Below are 15,606 nucleotides of genomic sequence, written 5' to 3' on the forward strand. Positions count from 1 at the left end.
GAGCGGGGAAGCATTAGCATCCCCTGATAATATCAGACCTTTCAAGATCCGTATGTTATTCAGGCACTACCCATTGTACAAATTGGTGGCCTGTCTCGGGTGCAATTTTACTTTGCAGCCAAGGTAGAATTTCTTTCATCTGTGCTTCCAGCGTCCATGGCGGATTAATCACAATCATGCCGGACGCTGTCATGCCGCGCTCTTCACTGTCTTCCGCCACACCCAGTTCGATTTGCAGTATTTTGCGGATGCCGAGCTTTTCCAGACCTTTGGTAATGAGATCGATATTTTTGCGGTAAACCACCGGATACCAAATCGCATAGGTGCCGGTTGCCCAGCGCTTCACGCTCTCATCAATTGCATCTACCACGTCCTGATATTCGTGCTTGAGCTCGTAAGGTGGGTCAATCAACACCACTCCGCGTCGCTCTTTGGGTGGCAGGCTGGCTTTAAGACGTGCGTAACCGTCTTCTTTGTACATTTTTACCTGACGGTCACCGCGAAACTCCTGAAGCAGGAGAGGGAAATCGCTAGGGTGAAGCTCTGTGAAAATAGCGCGATCCTGTTCACGCAGCAGGCTGAGGCCGACTTTCGGTGAGCCAGGGTAGTAACGCAGCTTGTTGCTCTGATTCAGTGCGCGAATAGTATCAAGATAAGGCTTGATAGCTTCAGGCGCGTCATCGCTTTCCCAAATCAGGCCGATACCTTCTTTGTATTCACCGGTTTTCTCAGCGCGCTCGTCAGATAAATCGTAGCGACCCGCACCGCTATGGGTGTCATGGTAGACAAAGGCTTTGTCTTTTTGCTTAAGCGATTCAATGATAAGGCTTTGAACGATATGTTTGAGCACATCCGCATGGTTGCCAGCATGGAAGCTGTGGCGGTAACTGAGCATGTTTGTATCCGGTGAATATTAGAAATAGAAGACTATTATCTCCTATTGGGAGGTTCGATGCAGCCTCAGCATTGAAAACGCGGTTGATTGACGCCATAAATACAGAGTCTGAGAAATGAAAGGAACTGACAATGTCCAACCCGCTGCTAACGTTTACTGATTTGCCTCCCTTTTCTGAAATCAAACCGGAGCACGTACAACCTGCGGTAGAGCAGGCAATTGCAGACTGCCGCGCTGCGATTGAAGCGGTACTGGAAAACAACACGGATCCAAGTTGGGACACCATCTGTGAGCCATTGGCAGAGAGCGACGACAGGCTAAGCCGTATTTGGTCACCGATAGGCCATATGAATGCGGTGGTGAATAGCCAGGCGCTGCGTGAAGCCTATGAGGCTTGTTTGCCAATGTTGTCTGACTACTCGACGTGGGTAGGTCAGCACAAACCGCTATATGATGCGTACAAGGCGATCAAAGCGCGTGATGATTTTGATTCACTGACACCGGCACAACAGAAGACCATTACCGACTCTCTGCGCGATTTCGAGCTTTCCGGTATTGCGCTTCCACCGGCAGAACAGCACCGCTTCGGTGAAATCAGCAAGCGACTGTCTGAGCTGTCGTCGACTTTCTCAAACAATGTGCTCGACGCCACCATGGGCTGGTCCAAGCATGTGACCGACGAAAACGCGCTGGCGGGCATGCCTGAATCCGCGCTTGCTGCAGCTAAAGCGCAGGCAGAAAGCAAAGAGCTTGAAGGCTATGTGCTGACGTTGGACATTCCGTCTTACCTGCCTGTCATGACGCACTGTGACAACCGTGAGCTTCGCGCAGAAATGTACGAGGCGTACACCACCCGAGCGTCTGACCGTGGTCCAAATGCAGGTAAGTGGGACAACACCGACCTCATCAATGAAACCCTGCTGCTGAAAAGTGAGATTTCCCGTCTGCTGGGCTTTGCCACTTACAGTGAACTGTCGCTGGCAACCAAAATGGCAGCGTCTACTGATCAGGTACTGACCTTCCTGAACGAGCTGGTGGAAAAAGCGCGCCCACAGGGCTTGAAAGAATTCGATACCCTCAAGCAATTCGCCAAAGACAACTTCGGTGTGGAAACGCTTGAGCCTTGGGATGTGGGTTACTACGCCGAGAAGCTTAAGCAGCATCAATACAGTATTTCTGATGAAGATCTGCGCCCTTACTTCCCAGAAGACAAAGTGGTTGCCGGTCTTTTTGAAGTGCTGAAACGTGTGTTCGGCATGGACGTTAAACGTCGTGACGGCGTGGACGTGTGGCATGAGTCCGTGTCTTTCTATGATATCTTCGATGCGAAAGGCGAACTGCGCGGCAGCTTCTATCTCGACCTCTACGCCCGTGAACACAAACGTGGCGGTGCATGGATGGACGAGTGCCGCGTGCGTCGAGTGACTGAATCTGGCGATCTGCAAAGCCCGGTGGCTTACTTAACCTGTAACTTCAACAAGCCAATCGGTGGTAAACCAGCGCTGTTTACCCATGATGAAGTGGTGACGCTGTTCCATGAATTTGGCCATGGTATCCACCACATGCTGACCAAAGTTGATGTGTCGTCGGTATCTGGTATCAACGGTGTGCCATGGGATGCGGTTGAGTTGCCAAGCCAGTTCCTCGAAAACTGGTGCTGGGAAGAAGACGCGCTGGCGTTTATCTCCGGCCACTATGAGACCGGCGAGCCACTGCCAAAAGAGATGCTGGATAAAATGCTGGCAGCGAAGAACTACAACTCTGCCATGGGCATGTTGCGCCAGCTAGAGTTTGGCTTGTTCGACTTCACCCTGTTCACCCGCTTTGATGCAGAAGAAGGCGCGAAAGTGCTGGAAACGCTGGCAGAAGTGAAGAGTCAGGTCGCGGTTGTGCCGTCTCCAGACTGGAACCGATTCCCTCACTCATTCAGCCACATCTTTGCGGGTGGTTACAGTGCGGGTTACTACAGCTATCTGTGGGCGGAAGTGCTGTCTTCAGACGCGTTCAGCCGCTTTGAGGAAGAAGGTATCTTCAATACCGAAACGGGCCATTCGTTCCTTGAGAACATTCTTGAGCGCGGCGGCAGTGAAGAGCCAATGGAGCTTTTCAAACGCTTCCGTGGCCGCGAGCCATCACCGGATGCGCTGCTGCGCCATAGCGGGATTGGCGTTTAACTCGCCATTATCAACCCAAAAAGAAAAAGCACGGTTTCGACCGTGCTTTTTTGTGCCTTTGACTGACTTACTCGATGGTCAGTGGCCAGTGGTTATCGCTCTGGCGCTCTGCTTCAAGCGTCAACTCAGTCGCCATCAGCACATTTGCGTTCAGCCAGTTATCAGGCATCGTCAGTTCGAGCGAGTCGCTGTTTGCTTTCAGCGTAACAGTAGGGATTGCTTTACTGTCTCGGCGGTGACAGAGCAGCACCGCTATGCGCAGAAGACGCAGTAGACGGTTAGCGCTGTTGGGTGAAATCGCACTTTGCGGCGCAATCGGAACCAGTTGCTCGCGGTAGTGGCGCAGCATTTCAGCCAGCAGTTTTTTCTGCGCGCGGGTAAAGCCGGGTAGGTCGAGGCTATCGAGCAGGTAAGCGGCATGCTCACCGTCCTTTTTAAAGCCTATGCTCATACCGATTTCATGCAGCTTCGCAGCAGCATCAAGCATCACAGGCGCGACAGGCTCTGCAATCCAGCCTTCACCGCATTGTTGCAGCAGGCTTTGCGCTGTCTTCGCGACGTTGTCTGCGTGGATGTCGTCCAGCTGGTAGCGAGACTGTATGCTCTGAATGGTACGCTTGCGGATGTCCTGCTCGGACATTGTATCCATCATGCCATACACTAAGCCTTCACGCAGTGCGCCGCCAGCCAGCGTCATTGACTCGATACCTAAATCCTCAAATATCGCAATCAGGATAGAGAGGCCGCTTGGGAACACTAAAGCTCGCTCTAACGTCAGACCGTCGATATCGAGCTCTTCGACCTGTCCAAAGCCAATTGCCTGTTTGCGAAGGCGGTGGAGCTTCGCCAGGGTGATGGTTTCATCCATACCTTGCGCCACCATGATCTCCTGCAAGGCCTGCACGGTGCCGCTGGCACCTACACAGACATCCCAACCGAGTTCGCGATAGCGTTTGACGATAGGGGAAAGCACCGCTTTTGCGCCTTCAATGGCGGAGTCGAAACTCTTTTCGGTGAGTGAGCGATCTTTGAAGTGCTTTTCCAGCCAAGTCACGCAACCCATATCGAGACTGGTCAATGCCGCAGCATCAAAGCCTTCGCCGATAATCACTTCGGTACTGGCGCCACCGATATCCACCACCAGACGTTTGCCTTTACCACCCGAGGTGTGTGCTACGCCCTGATAGATGGTGCAGGCTTCTTCTTCACCTGTGATCACATTGATGGAGTGGCCAAGAATTTGATTGGCACGCTTGATAAACACATCGGCGTTTTTGGCGCTGCGAAGGGCGGCGGTAGCGACGATGCGGATATTGTCTGAAGGAATGTCCTGAAGGCGCTCAGCGAACAATGAAAGGCAATCCCAGCCGCGCTGCATGGCTTCGTCACTGAGATTCAAATTGCTGTCGAGGCCGGAGGCCAGGCGTACTTTACGTTTGATTTTTGCCAACGTTTGTACGCTGCCTTGAACTTCACGAACAACCAGCATGTGGAAGCTGTTTGAACCGAGATCAATGGCAGCGTACAGGGGCGAACGCGCGTTTTCCATGCTCTGTGGTTACCCCTGATAGATTTACGCTTTGTTGGTCGACGGGCGACGACGGCCGCGGCCACGTGATTGTGAGCCGGATTTGCCGGAGGTGTTACGGCGGCTGTTTACCTGACGTGGGCGATGTACCTTGATAGGTGCAGGCAGGTCAGTCAGCAGGGCATCTTCATTGTATTCAGATACCGGAATGGCGTGATCGATGTATTCTTCGATCGCTGGCAGGTTCACGGCATATTCTTCACACGCAAAGCTGATAGACGCACCACTTGCACCAGCACGACCGGTACGGCCGATACGGTGAACGTAATCTTCACAGTCATCTGGCAGGTCGTAGTTGAATACGTGGGTTACCTGAGGAATGTGCAGACCACGTGCAGCAACATCGGTTGCAACCAGAATGTCTACATTGCCTTTGGTGAACTCTTCCAGAATCTTAACGCGTTTCTTCTGAGGAACATCGCCAGTCAGCAGGCCTGCACGCAGGTCGTCGGCTGCCAGGTGACCCCAGATGTCTTCACAGCGATGCTTGGTGTTTGCAAACACGATCGCACGCTCCGGCCACTCTTCCTCAATCAAGGTTTGCAGCAGGCGCATCTTGTCGGTGTTCGATGGGTAGAACAGCTCTTCCTTGATACGGTGACCGGTCTTTTGCTCTGGCTCAACCACAACATGTTCCGGGTTGGTCATGTGCTCAAACGCCAGTTCCTGCACGCGGTAAGAAAGGGTCGCGGAGAACAGCATGTTCAGACGGTCTGCCGGAGCCGGCATACGGCGGAACAGGAAGCGGATATCTTTGATAAAGCCCAGATCGAACATACGGTCGGCTTCATCAAGCACAACAGCTTGAATACCGCTCAGGTCAATCACGCGCTGTTTGTAGAAATCGATAATACGGCCACAGGTACCGATCAGGATATCAACGCCGCCTTCCAGTACTTCTTTTTGCTTCTCATACGCTTCGCCACCGTAGGCAAGACCCGCAGTCAGAGAGGTTGAAGCCAGCAGCGGAGCAGCATCGTTATAGATCTGGATCGCAAGTTCGCGCGTTGGTGCCATGATGATAGCGCGCGGACAGTTTTTCTTGCGGTCGGCAGGTGCCTCCGTTGTCAGCAAATGGTGGAAAGTCGCAGTCAGGAATGCCATCGTCTTACCTGTGCCCGTCTGGGCCTGTCCTGCAATGTCTTGGCCGGTGAGCAGGACCGGCAATGCCAGAGCCTGGATAGGGGTACAATTATGAAACCCTTTTTCTTCCAAACCCTTGATAACATCGGCGTGAAGACCGAAGTCGGCAAATTTCTGCTCTGTGAGATGCGTCATTTTCATCCGCATAGAATATCAGCTTAGGCTTGCAATACGATAGTGAATACATTCAAATAGTGCGATGATTTACTGGTTGGTATATCACCAGTGACAAAAAATAATCATTGGAGTGAAAGATGAGCGACAAGATTTTGCAGCTGACCGACGACAGCTTCGACGCAGATGTTATCAATGCTGCAGGCCCTGTACTGGTTGATTTCTGGGCAGAGTGGTGTGGTCCTTGTAAGATGATCGCCCCGATTCTTGACGAGATCGCTGAAGAATACGAAGGGAAAGTCACTATTGGTAAACTGAATATCGACCAGAACGCAGGTACACCACCTAAGTTCGGTATCCGTGGTATTCCAACGCTGCTGCTGTTCAAAGACGGTGGAGTGGCGGCAACTAAGGTTGGCGCACTGTCTAAAACTCAACTGAAAGAGTTCTTGGACGCAAACCTGTAATGTGACAGAAAAGCCGTGACCATCCCCGGGCACGGCTTAATTCTTTCCGTCAGCTAGACAGCTTTCCAATCTGGTGCTAACTTATTGCACGTAAATTGTACATTTCTGTTCATTCCTCGATCACACCCTTGATCGCTAAACCCTAACTAACTCAGACCTCAAATTTGACTGACAAGACACCTACCACTATGAATCTTACCGAACTGAAGAATCAGGCCGTTTCTGAGCTTGTAGCCTTGGGCGAAAGCATGGGCCTTGAGAACCTTGCCCGCCTCCGTAAACAAGACATCATCTTTGCCATCCTTAAGCAGCACGCGAAAAGCGGCGAAGATATCTTTGGTAACGGTGTGCTGGAAATTCTTCAGGACGGTTTCGGCTTCCTGCGCAGCGCAGACAGTTCTTACCTGGCAGGCCCGGATGACATCTACGTGTCGCCAAGCCAGATTCGCCGTTTCAACCTGCGTACCGGTGACACCATTTCAGGCAAAATTCGTCCACCGAAAGACGGTGAGCGTTACTTCGCACTGTTGAAAGTGAACGAAGTTAACCACGACAAGCCTGACAATGCGCGTAACAAGATCCTGTTTGAAAACCTGACCCCACTGCACGCCAACGAGCGTATGGTGATGGAGCGTGGTAACGGTTCAACCGAAGACATCACAGCACGTGTGCTGGACTTGGCATCGCCAATCGGTAAAGGTCAGCGTGGTCTGATTGTGGCACCGCCAAAAGCGGGTAAAACCATGCTGCTGCAAAATATTGCGCAGAGCATTGCCTACAATCACCCAGAGTGTGAGCTGATGGTGCTTCTTATCGACGAACGTCCGGAAGAAGTGACCGAGATGCAGCGTTTGGTTAAAGGTGAAGTGGTTGCCTCAACCTTCGACGAGCCAGCAAGCCGTCACGTTCAGGTTGCTGAAATGGTGATCGAGAAGGCCAAGCGTCTGGTTGAGCACAAGAAAGACGTGGTTATCCTGCTGGATTCCATCACCCGTCTGGCTCGCGCATACAACACCGTGGTACCAAGCTCAGGCAAAGTACTGACCGGTGGTGTGGATGCCAACGCACTGCACCGTCCGAAGCGTTTCTTCGGTGCGGCACGTAACGTAGAAGAAGGCGGCAGCCTGACTATCATCGCGACAGCACTGGTTGATACCGGTTCTAAGATGGATGAAGTTATCTACGAAGAATTTAAAGGTACAGGTAACATGGAACTGCACCTGTCCCGTAAGATTGCGGAGAAGCGTGTCTTCCCAGCTATCGACTTCACCCGCTCAGGCACCCGTCGCGAAGAGTTGCTGACCAAGCCTGACGAACTTCAGAAGATGTGGATCCTGCGTAAGATTGTTCACCCAATGGGCGAAATCGAAGGCATGGAGTTCCTGATCGACAAGTTGGCAATGACCAAAACCAACGACGAGTTCTTCGAAGCCATGCGTCGTCAGAAGTCGTAAGCGTTTCAAATTGATAAAAAAGCACCGCCAATGCGGTGCTTTTTTATTAGGCTGACAAACGGATTGTTCTCTAATTACAATCTTATTAGTTGCCAAAACTGATACAGATCATCAGAATTGAGGCAAATCGCCAACCAGTCAGCGTAAATGGATAGGCTGACGTAGGATTTCCGGGATGAAACGATTACTGATTTTATTCGCTGTTATGTTGCCAACCCTGTTGCTTGGGGTGTCACGTGCTGTGACGCTTTCTCCCAACGACGTGGCAGCACACATGGCCGATCCTGCCTCCGTCTCCAAAATCCTGCGTGCCACGAAATTGTTCGATGACAACGACATCGATGCGCTTAACACGTACCTGGACTCCCTGCCAGAACTGCAAAAAGAAGAAGCCTTGACCGTTCTGGCTCGCAGGGCGCTCGATTTCTCGACCATGACACCAGAGCGCGAAAAGTTTCTGGTAACCATCAGCAGACAACAACCTAAATACCTGGTGAAAAGTCAGGGAGATGGCTTTTGGGTCACCATGCCGGCGTTTAACTACGCAGGTGAAGCGAAATGGGTACTCAACCGCTGGCAAATCAAGTTGATGCAGGATGAGGCGATGCGCCTTCTCAACTACAACCAGCTTAACCTGTCGAAGTGGCTCTCTTTTTCCTCGAATGACTACGCGTTGCGCCGTGAAGCGATAGTCACTCTCGTACCCACACTCAATCAAACTCAGCTGGATAAGTTGGTCACTTTGTACCTTGATGACAAAAACATGGTATGGAGCCCAGACAATGCACTGCTTGCAGCGCTTGCTGAAAAAAGCGGCAAGCCCAAAGTGTACGATTTGTTGTGGCTTCGCCGCACAGACAGTTATAGTTTGGCTGCCCTCCAGAAACTCGAAATGCCGCCTATTTCCAACAAGCATATCGAGCTGATGATCGCCGCCACCGTCAACCCCGTACTGGCGGAAACGGCTGTGCGACAGCTTGCGGGATTGCACCCTTTGCCTCAAAACGTTAAAGATTTCCTGCAAAAGCAAATCGCCGATCGTCAGCGGGGTAAAAACGTTGTTGAGCTGATCGCCCGCAAAGGCCATACAGAATGGCTGCGTGAGCTCGAACAAACGACCTCTGGCGTGACCCGCAGAAACATCCGCAATGGACTGGAACAGGTAGAAGGCTAATTGCCTTAAGAATTCTTACATATCCGCCTGTTCAGGTTTTATCGGCTCGTTATAATCGAACCAACACACCTCAACCGGGAAGGTTATGAAATTTACTGACTTACGCGCATTTATCGACCACCTGGAATCTGTGGGCGAGCTTAAACGCATCTCTCACCCTGTCAGCCCCGATCAGGAAATGACCGAAATTGCCGATCGCGTCCTGCGTGCCGGTGGGCCTGCACTCTTATTCGAAAACCCTGTCGGCTATGACATGCCTGTATTGGCCAACCTGTTTGGTACACCGAAGCGCGTGGCAATGGGGATGGGGCGCACAGAAGTGAAAGAACTGCGCGAAGTCGGCAAATTGCTGGCCTACCTGAAAGAGCCTGAACCACCAAAAGGCTTCAAAGACGCGATTGAAAAGCTGCCTGTATTCCGTCAGGTACTGAACATGCCTGCGAAACGGCTTCGCAAAGCGCCATGTCAGGAAGTGGTGTGGCAGGGCGATGAGGTCGATCTCGATAAAATTCCTGTGATGAGCTGCTGGCCGGGCGATGTCGCACCTTTGCTGACCTGGGGTCTCACCATCACCCGTGGCCCCAATAAAAAACGCCAGAATCTAGGAATTTACCGCCAACAGAAAATCGGTAAGAACAAAGTCATCATGCGATGGCTGGCTCACCGTGGCGGCGCACTTGATCTGCGTGAGTGGATGGAAACCCACCCAGGTAAACCTTTTCCGGTTTCAGTCGCTTATGGTGCAGACCCGGCAACCATTCTTGGCGCGGTGACCCCAGTGCCTGACACCTTGTCTGAATACGCGTTTGCTGGCCTATTGCGTGGCAGTAAAACCGAAGTGGTGAAAAGCCTCAGTAACGATTTGGACGTGCCCGCGAGCGCGGAAATTGTGATGGAAGGCTATATCGACCCAAATGAGTTTGCTGACGAAGGCCCTTATGGTGACCACACCGGTTACTACAATGAGGTTGAGCGCCACCACGTGTTTACCGTGACTCACGTGACCATGCGCCAGAAGCCGATTTACCACAGCACGTACACAGGGCGTCCGCCGGATGAACCTGCGGTGCTGGGAGTGGCACTCAACGAAGTGTTTGTGCCTATCTTGCAAAAGCAGTTCCCGGAGATTGTCGATTTCTACCTGCCACCGGAAGGCTGCTCTTACCGCGCAGCAGTGGTGACCATGAAGAAGCAGTATCCAGGTCATGCCAAGCGCGTGATGATGGGCGTGTGGTCCTTCCTTCGCCAGTTTATGTACACCAAGTACGTGATTGTTTGTGATGAAGACGTGGACGCGCGTGACTGGAACAGTGTGGCTCATGCGATGACGACCCGCATGGATCCGGTGCGAGATACTCTGATGATTGAACACACACCGATTGATTCCCTGGATTTTGCATCCCCTGTTGTCGGCTTGGGCTCAAAAATGGGCTTGGATGTCACCAAGAAGTGGGAAGCTGAGCTTTCAGGTTACGCCAATGACGACGCACGTGTTGCGGACAGCGAAGAGATGGAATCCCGCGTTGCTGCTCTTAAAGCAGCACACAGCGAACTGACAGATATTTACCTGCCACCGGAAGCGCATGCCAACGGCATGGTGATGGCGACCATCAAGAAACAGGCACTCGGCGATGGCCCGCGAATCATCGAGGCGATTTGGAATTCGCTTGGGGAAGTGGCGGACGTTAAGTTCGTGATGTTGTTTGATGAGGAAGACGTCAACATCCGCGACTGGAACGATGTAATTTGGGCAATAACCACCCGAATGGATCCGGCTCGTGATACCCTGTTGCGCGCAAACGCGCAGGATGATGAGTCTCAGGCTCTGCGTCCGGGGTCTAAAATGGGATTAGATGCGACCAACAAATGGCCGGGTGAGTCGGTTCGTGAGTGGGGAACGCCGATCAGCAAAGACCCGCTAACTGTCGCGAATGTTGATGAAATGTGGGATAAACTGGGTCTCTAGAACATGTATGCGGTACACCTGATGCCTGCCGGAACGCAATTTTCCGTATCCGGACACCAGACATTATTACAAGGCGCGCTCGACGCAGGGGTACCTTTTCCTAACCGTTGCCAGATTGGGGCTTGTGCAAGCTGCCTGTGTCGGCTGGTTGAAGGCGAGGTGAGATATCATCTCGACCCCATGCTGACTGAACAGGAAAAACAACAAGGCTGGATCTTTGCCTGTCAGGCCATTCCATGCAGTGATCTGGTGGTTAGTTTTGAGGAAAGCGATGACTATTAAATGTGAAGTTACGTCAGTGTCGTCACTGACCAATAACACTTATCGAATTTTATTGAAGCCTGAACAGCCAGTGAGCTACAAGGCAGGTCAATACCTGTTGGCGGTGATGGGTGAGAAAGACAAGCGTCCATTCTCGATTGCCAGCAGCCCATGTCGCCAGAACGGCCATGAGCTGGAACTGCACATCGGCGCGGCAGAAGAAAATGCCTACGCGATGGACGTGGTGAAAGCGGCTAAAGCGACATTGGAAAAAGGCGACAACTCATTTGTGATTGAAGCGCCACATGGTGATGCCTGGTTGCGTGAAGAGCGCCAACGTCCGCTGGTCTTGATTGCGGGCGGTACGGGATTCTCTTACGTGCGCAGCATGGTCGACCATTGTTTGAGCCAGAACTTTGCCCAGCCAATCTTCCTTTACTGGGGTGGTCGTGACGCTAGCCAGCTCTACGCCAATGACGAAATGGAAGCACTGGCACTGAAAAACAGCCACCTGACCTACATTCCGGTGGTTGAAAATGCGCCTGAAGCTTGGAATGGCAAAGTGGGCAATGTGCTGGAAGCCGTGATGGAAGATTTCGTATCACTGTCGGCTTATGATGTTTACATTGCTGGCCGATTTGAAATGGCAGGCGCTGCCCGCGAGATGTTCTGTAACGAACGTGGCGCAGAACGAGACCACCTGTTCGCGGACGCTTACGCTTTCCTGTAAGCGCTAAGCCAAGCGCGAAGGTCGAATAGCAAAACACCGCCAGATGGCGGTGTTTTTTGTTTATAGGCTTGGAAGAATTAGGCGGTCGCTTCGATTTTCTTTTTCACCCAGGTTTCATTGAGCCAGAGTGACGCCAGAATCACCACCCCGCCAAACGCCAATGTCATCAGGTCAGCATCGCGGTTCCAAATCAGCACATTCACGATAATACCTGCTGGCACCAATACATTATTCATCACGGCCAGCGCGCCGGCATTCACAAGGGTTGCGCCCTTGTTCCACAGGAAATAGCCCAAACCGGAAGCGATAGTGCCAAGGTAAATCAGAATACCCCACTGCAGATTGGTGGTGGGCAATTTATCGGTGCTGCCAAGCAGCAGGAACGCAGGCAGGGCAATGCAAAGAGCGCCAAGGTAGAAAAGACCAAACACAGTACGCTGAGGCACTTCAATCTCGGCACGCTCCATCACCACCTTGTAGCCGACCTGACCGATTGCAAAACAGAGGTTTGCACCCTGAACAATCAGAAAGCCCAGCATAAAATTCGGGTTTACGGAGGCAAACTTGATCACCACCGCACCTAATACCGCCAATGCCGCTGTCATCAAATACCAAGGCGAGAAACGACGGTTCAGCAGATCGTAGGTGAGGGTGACATAAACCGGAGTGAAAACCGTGAACAGCAGGACTTCCGGTACAGAAAGGTAGAGGAAAGACTGGTAGTAAAAGCAGTACATCAAGCCCAGCTGAATGCCACCAATAGCCATCAGTTTCAGCATCAGTGGTTTGGGCACACCTTTAAGGCGCAGGAACGGCAGGAAAACCAGTGCCGCTAGTGCCACACGGGTGACAACGGAAAACCAAGCGTCGACCTGTCCGGCGAGATACACGCCAATCAAGCTAAATGAAAACGCCCACAGCAGGGTGACAAAAGATAAATACCCCATTTTCTTTCCCTAAAATCATTAAAATTGCCGCCAATTCTAATGAACTTGGCGGCAATGTGTAGCGATCTTATGCTGGACGGAGGAGCGTCGCTATCAGCTTGGCAGTGGCACCATCAGCATGTCGACCGGCGTTTTGTTGATAAGCTGTTTGGCAGAAGAGATGAGGGTGCTCCAGAAGTCCTGATGATGACCACAAAGCACCAAATCAAACTCGTAGTGGCTGATGGATTCGGTGATTTCATCCGCCAGATCGCCACTGGCAACCAGCGTATGCGCGACAGGATAATCGGCATGTCTTGCCAGTGCATTTAACTGGGACTGCGCTTCATCAATGATGCGGTTGCGGGTTTCTACCAAATTCACATCAATAAGGCCGGTATAGAGCTGCGCATAGTTCACATCAATGTGAATGAGCGAGAGTTTTGCGCCCAAAGGAGCTGCCAGAGCCGCACCTTTTTGCACCAACACCTCACTGTCAGATGACAAATCCACTGCCACCAAAATGTGTTTATAGCCCATAGCCTGACTCCCCATTAAGCCAATGATTATAGGTGAAAATTACCACTGTCCCTGTGCGAAGACTGTTGCCTGGATCCCACTGCCGATGCGCATTGCGTGACTCGACTACCAGTGCATGATTTTTCTGGGAAAAACAGCTTTCCCTCTATAGATAGAATAGCTATCAGATTGATAAAAAAGAAAAACAATCGCTTATCTGGAATCCAGCTCAAAGCACAAAGAATATGCACTTTGAGTTGGCGTTTTCTGCATCAAATCTATACTTAAATAAAACACGGAGCCGAAAACTAAATCACTAAGGGTGACGTGTGATGGCAAAACGCAGGTCTCAAACCATGGAGACAGCGGCGTGGATAACACCTCATTACGGAGAGGTTGAGCCATCTGATACCAGATTGTCGTATCTATCCATTCAGTCTGGTCTATCGGTTTGCATTTTCGCTAAGCGAGCGCAAAACGGATTTGGGGGAAGACGGAAAGACCCTGTTCTTCATTGAGTTTTATCTGACAGGCGCAGTATTTCGTGAACTGCCTCTGTGGTGGGCAATCCTAATAGGGCTGCACATCAGTAATACTGGGAGATGAACCATGAGCGGAGACGCCCTGATTATTGCGATTTTTTTCGTCACACTGGTTAACATCATGCGCTATCTGAGCTCGTTGCGAACCTTGTTGGTCATGTTGCGGGATGCCAATCCTCTGCTGTATCAACAAGTGGCTCGCGGCAATAACTTCTTTGCGCCGCAAGGCGATATCAGCCGCCAGAAGCGTCTGTTTCATTACATTCGCAGCCAGGAATATTTGCATCACCACGACGATGCGTTTATTGCCAAGTGCAACAAAGTCCGCCACCTTTTCATTCTTTCGACAGCGCTGGTGCTTGCACTGGTTATGTCCCTCTTTTTTGTGGCATTTGCAGGACTTTAAAGCGAGAAAAACTATCGCAAACTCAAATCTCGGAAAACGCTGGCAGATGCCAGCGTTTTTTTTGTTAACCTTCTGAACCAGAACAAACTCATAACGTCGGAGCAGGTTTTGGACAGATTTCTTGCGTGGTGGCAGCAAAGTGCTGAGGGATTCAATTTTGATTGGCTGGAACATATCGGTCTGATGCTGGGCGCGGCAGCCATTGCCTGGTTGGCGTGGAGACTGGTGTTTAGCAAGCTGGTGGAGGTGTCTAAGAAAACCCGAACCCAATGGGACACCATCGTACTGCAAGCCTTGAGCACACCAATCAGCGTGTTTATCTGGTTGTGGCCGTCGACGTTTGCCATTGGCAGCTTGATGGATGCGAGCGCGAAAGTCGGTACAGACTGGCTGAGCGTTTCCCGGCGCGTTCTGCTCATCGTTTTGATGCTCTGGGTCATGCTGCGTTTGGTGAATGCTATCGAGGCGTACCTGTCCCAGTCGGATAAACGCGATCAGACCACAGTGTCCGCCATTGGTCATGTGATGCGCCTGTTACTTGCTTTCATCGGTGTGCTGACGCTGCTGCAAGAGTTTGGTATCAGCCTGACAGGTCTTCTCACCTTTGGTGGTGTCGGTGGCCTGATTGTCGGTCTGGCGGCGAAAGATTTGCTGTCGAACTTCTTCGGTGGCCTGATGATTTACTTCGACCGACCTTTTAGTGTTGGCGACTGGATTAACTCACCAGACCGAAACATAGAAGGTACGGTTGAGCGCATTGGCATGCGAATGACCATGATCCGCACGTTTGAAAGCCGCCCGCTTTATGTGCCGAATTCGGTGTTCAGTAATATCGTGGTTCAGAACCCGTCGCGGATGCGCAATCGCCGCATCAAAGAAACCATCGGTATCCGCTACAAAGATGCCGACAAAATGGGGGTAATCGTTGCCGATGTGAAAAAGATGCTGGAGACCCATCCGGACATCGAGCAGAACGCTACCCTGATGGTGAATTTTGATGCGTTTGCAGGTTCATCACTGAACTTTTTTATCTACACCTTCACCAAAACCATCAACTGGGCGAGATACCATGAAGTGAAGCAGGACGTGATGCTGAAAATTGTCGAGATTGTTCATGCACATGGTGCCGACTTTGCCTTCCCGACCCGCACCATCGCCTTTGACCGTGATGATGGCAGGGAAGCGCAGATCCCGCTCAATCCCGAATTGGCGCCAGCGCCGGACAAAAACTAGACTGGCTCCAAGGT

General features: G+C 51.6%; 15 protein-coding genes and 1 pseudogene. 11 read left to right on the forward strand and 5 right to left on the reverse strand.

Annotation, left to right across the window (positions count from 1 at the left end; all coding sequences use genetic code 11):
• Positions 1–55: 55 nt before the first annotated feature.
• Positions 56–895, reverse strand: a complete 840-nt coding sequence (locus tag G5S52_RS17130) for a 23S rRNA (adenine(2030)-N(6))-methyltransferase RlmJ (protein ID WP_165016473.1) — start codon at positions 893–895, stop codon at positions 56–58.
• A gap of 131 nt (positions 896–1,026) precedes the next feature.
• Here G5S52_RS17130 and prlC point away from each other — a divergent pair, with 131 nt between their 5' ends.
• Positions 1,027–3,069 (forward strand): oligopeptidase A, encoded by a 2,043-nt coding sequence (gene prlC, locus G5S52_RS17135; RefSeq protein WP_165016477.1) that lies wholly within the window; start codon positions 1,027–1,029, stop codon positions 3,067–3,069.
• Positions 3,070–3,136: 67 nt separating this feature from the next.
• Here prlC and gppA read toward each other — a convergent pair whose 3' ends face one another.
• Entirely contained in the window at positions 3,137–4,618 is a 1,482-nt protein-coding gene (gppA, locus tag G5S52_RS17140; RefSeq protein WP_165016480.1) for a guanosine-5'-triphosphate,3'-diphosphate diphosphatase, read from the reverse strand.
• A gap of 24 nt (positions 4,619–4,642) precedes the next feature.
• A complete protein-coding gene (rhlB, locus tag G5S52_RS17145; protein WP_156168172.1) occupies positions 4,643–5,941 on the reverse strand; it encodes an ATP-dependent RNA helicase RhlB in 1,299 nt (432 codons plus the stop codon).
• Between the two features lie 113 nt (positions 5,942–6,054).
• On the opposite strand from rhlB, the gene trxA reads away from it, so the two are divergent.
• From trxA to fre, 7 genes and pseudogenes are all read left to right on the forward strand, one after another.
• The gene (gene trxA / locus G5S52_RS17150) at positions 6,055–6,381 is read left to right on the forward strand and encodes a thioredoxin TrxA (protein ID WP_002535469.1); all 327 of its coding nucleotides are present in this window, start codon (positions 6,055–6,057) and stop codon (positions 6,379–6,381) included.
• A 188-nt stretch (positions 6,382–6,569) separates the two neighbouring features.
• Entirely contained in the window at positions 6,570–7,835 is a 1,266-nt protein-coding gene (rho, locus tag G5S52_RS17155) for a transcription termination factor Rho (RefSeq protein WP_002535468.1), read from the forward strand.
• Between the two features lie 175 nt (positions 7,836–8,010).
• Positions 8,011–9,009: a hypothetical protein gene (locus tag G5S52_RS17160; RefSeq protein WP_165016483.1), complete on the forward strand. Its 999-nt coding sequence runs from the start codon at positions 8,011–8,013 to the stop codon at positions 9,007–9,009.
• An 85-nt stretch (positions 9,010–9,094) separates the two neighbouring features.
• Positions 9,095–10,478: pseudogene (gene ubiD, locus G5S52_RS17165) on the forward strand (4-hydroxy-3-polyprenylbenzoate decarboxylase); the annotation flags it as partial.
• Between the two features lie 41 nt (positions 10,479–10,519).
• Positions 10,520–10,975, forward strand: a complete 456-nt coding sequence (locus G5S52_RS24470) for a UbiD family decarboxylase (protein ID WP_438590727.1) — start codon at positions 10,520–10,522, stop codon at positions 10,973–10,975.
• A gap of 3 nt (positions 10,976–10,978) precedes the next feature.
• The gene (locus G5S52_RS17170; RefSeq protein ID WP_165016489.1) at positions 10,979–11,257 is read left to right on the forward strand and encodes a 2Fe-2S iron-sulfur cluster-binding protein; all 279 of its coding nucleotides are present in this window, start codon (positions 10,979–10,981) and stop codon (positions 11,255–11,257) included.
• Positions 11,247–11,966 (forward strand): NAD(P)H-flavin reductase, encoded by a 720-nt coding sequence (gene fre / locus G5S52_RS17175; protein ID WP_165016492.1) that lies wholly within the window; start codon positions 11,247–11,249, stop codon positions 11,964–11,966. Before G5S52_RS17170 ends, fre begins: the two co-directional genes overlap by 11 nt.
• A gap of 77 nt (positions 11,967–12,043) precedes the next feature.
• Here fre and G5S52_RS17180 read toward each other — a convergent pair whose 3' ends face one another.
• Entirely contained in the window at positions 12,044–12,913 is an 870-nt protein-coding gene (locus tag G5S52_RS17180) for a carboxylate/amino acid/amine transporter (RefSeq protein WP_165016495.1), read from the reverse strand.
• A 93-nt stretch (positions 12,914–13,006) separates the two neighbouring features.
• Positions 13,007–13,432 carry a universal stress protein gene (locus G5S52_RS17185; RefSeq protein WP_002535461.1) on the reverse strand — a complete coding sequence of 142 codons (426 nt, stop codon included), beginning with the start codon at positions 13,430–13,432 and terminating at the stop codon, positions 13,007–13,009.
• 375 nt (positions 13,433–13,807) lie between these two features.
• Between G5S52_RS17185 and G5S52_RS17190 the strand changes: the two genes are divergently transcribed.
• The 3 genes from G5S52_RS17190 to G5S52_RS17200 all read left to right on the forward strand — a co-directional run bounded on the left by G5S52_RS17190 (position 13,808) and on the right by G5S52_RS17200 (position 15,592).
• The gene (locus G5S52_RS17190; protein ID WP_156168171.1) at positions 13,808–14,017 is read left to right on the forward strand and encodes a hypothetical protein; all 210 of its coding nucleotides are present in this window, start codon (positions 13,808–13,810) and stop codon (positions 14,015–14,017) included.
• A 3-nt stretch (positions 14,018–14,020) separates the two neighbouring features.
• The gene (uspB, locus tag G5S52_RS17195; protein ID WP_002535458.1) at positions 14,021–14,359 is read left to right on the forward strand and encodes a universal stress protein UspB; all 339 of its coding nucleotides are present in this window, start codon (positions 14,021–14,023) and stop codon (positions 14,357–14,359) included.
• A gap of 108 nt (positions 14,360–14,467) precedes the next feature.
• Positions 14,468–15,592, forward strand: coding sequence for a mechanosensitive ion channel family protein (locus tag G5S52_RS17200; protein ID WP_165016498.1), 1,125 nt, complete (start codon positions 14,468–14,470; stop codon positions 15,590–15,592).
• The last annotated feature ends 14 nt before the right edge of the window (positions 15,593–15,606 follow it).

The sequence above is a fragment of the Grimontia sedimenti genome (assembly GCF_011045095.1).
Taxonomy (GTDB): domain Bacteria; phylum Pseudomonadota; class Gammaproteobacteria; order Enterobacterales; family Vibrionaceae; genus Enterovibrio; species Enterovibrio sedimenti.

Excerpts from the sequence above, each read along its gene's own strand:
- G5S52_RS17130 (WP_165016473.1), bottom strand. The coding sequence starts at position 895 with ATGCTCAGTTACCGCCACAGCTTCCATGCTGGCAACCATGCGGATGTG.
- prlC (WP_165016477.1), top strand. The coding sequence starts at position 1,027 with ATGTCCAACCCGCTGCTAACGTTTACTGATTTGCCTCCCTTTTCTGAA.
- gppA (WP_165016480.1), bottom strand. The coding sequence starts at position 4,618 with ATGGAAAACGCGCGTTCGCCCCTGTACGCTGCCATTGATCTCGGTTCA.
- rhlB (WP_156168172.1), bottom strand. The coding sequence starts at position 5,941 with ATGAAAATGACGCATCTCACAGAGCAGAAATTTGCCGACTTCGGTCTT.
- trxA (WP_002535469.1), top strand. The coding sequence starts at position 6,055 with ATGAGCGACAAGATTTTGCAGCTGACCGACGACAGCTTCGACGCAGAT.
- rho (WP_002535468.1), top strand. The coding sequence starts at position 6,570 with ATGAATCTTACCGAACTGAAGAATCAGGCCGTTTCTGAGCTTGTAGCC.
- G5S52_RS17160 (WP_165016483.1), top strand. The coding sequence starts at position 8,011 with ATGAAACGATTACTGATTTTATTCGCTGTTATGTTGCCAACCCTGTTG.
- G5S52_RS24470 (WP_438590727.1), top strand. The coding sequence starts at position 10,520 with ATGGAATCCCGCGTTGCTGCTCTTAAAGCAGCACACAGCGAACTGACA.
- G5S52_RS17170 (WP_165016489.1), top strand. The coding sequence starts at position 10,979 with ATGTATGCGGTACACCTGATGCCTGCCGGAACGCAATTTTCCGTATCC.
- fre (WP_165016492.1), top strand. The coding sequence starts at position 11,247 with ATGACTATTAAATGTGAAGTTACGTCAGTGTCGTCACTGACCAATAAC.
- G5S52_RS17180 (WP_165016495.1), bottom strand. The coding sequence starts at position 12,913 with ATGGGGTATTTATCTTTTGTCACCCTGCTGTGGGCGTTTTCATTTAGC.
- G5S52_RS17185 (WP_002535461.1), bottom strand. The coding sequence starts at position 13,432 with ATGGGCTATAAACACATTTTGGTGGCAGTGGATTTGTCATCTGACAGT.
- uspB (WP_002535458.1), top strand. The coding sequence starts at position 14,021 with ATGAGCGGAGACGCCCTGATTATTGCGATTTTTTTCGTCACACTGGTT.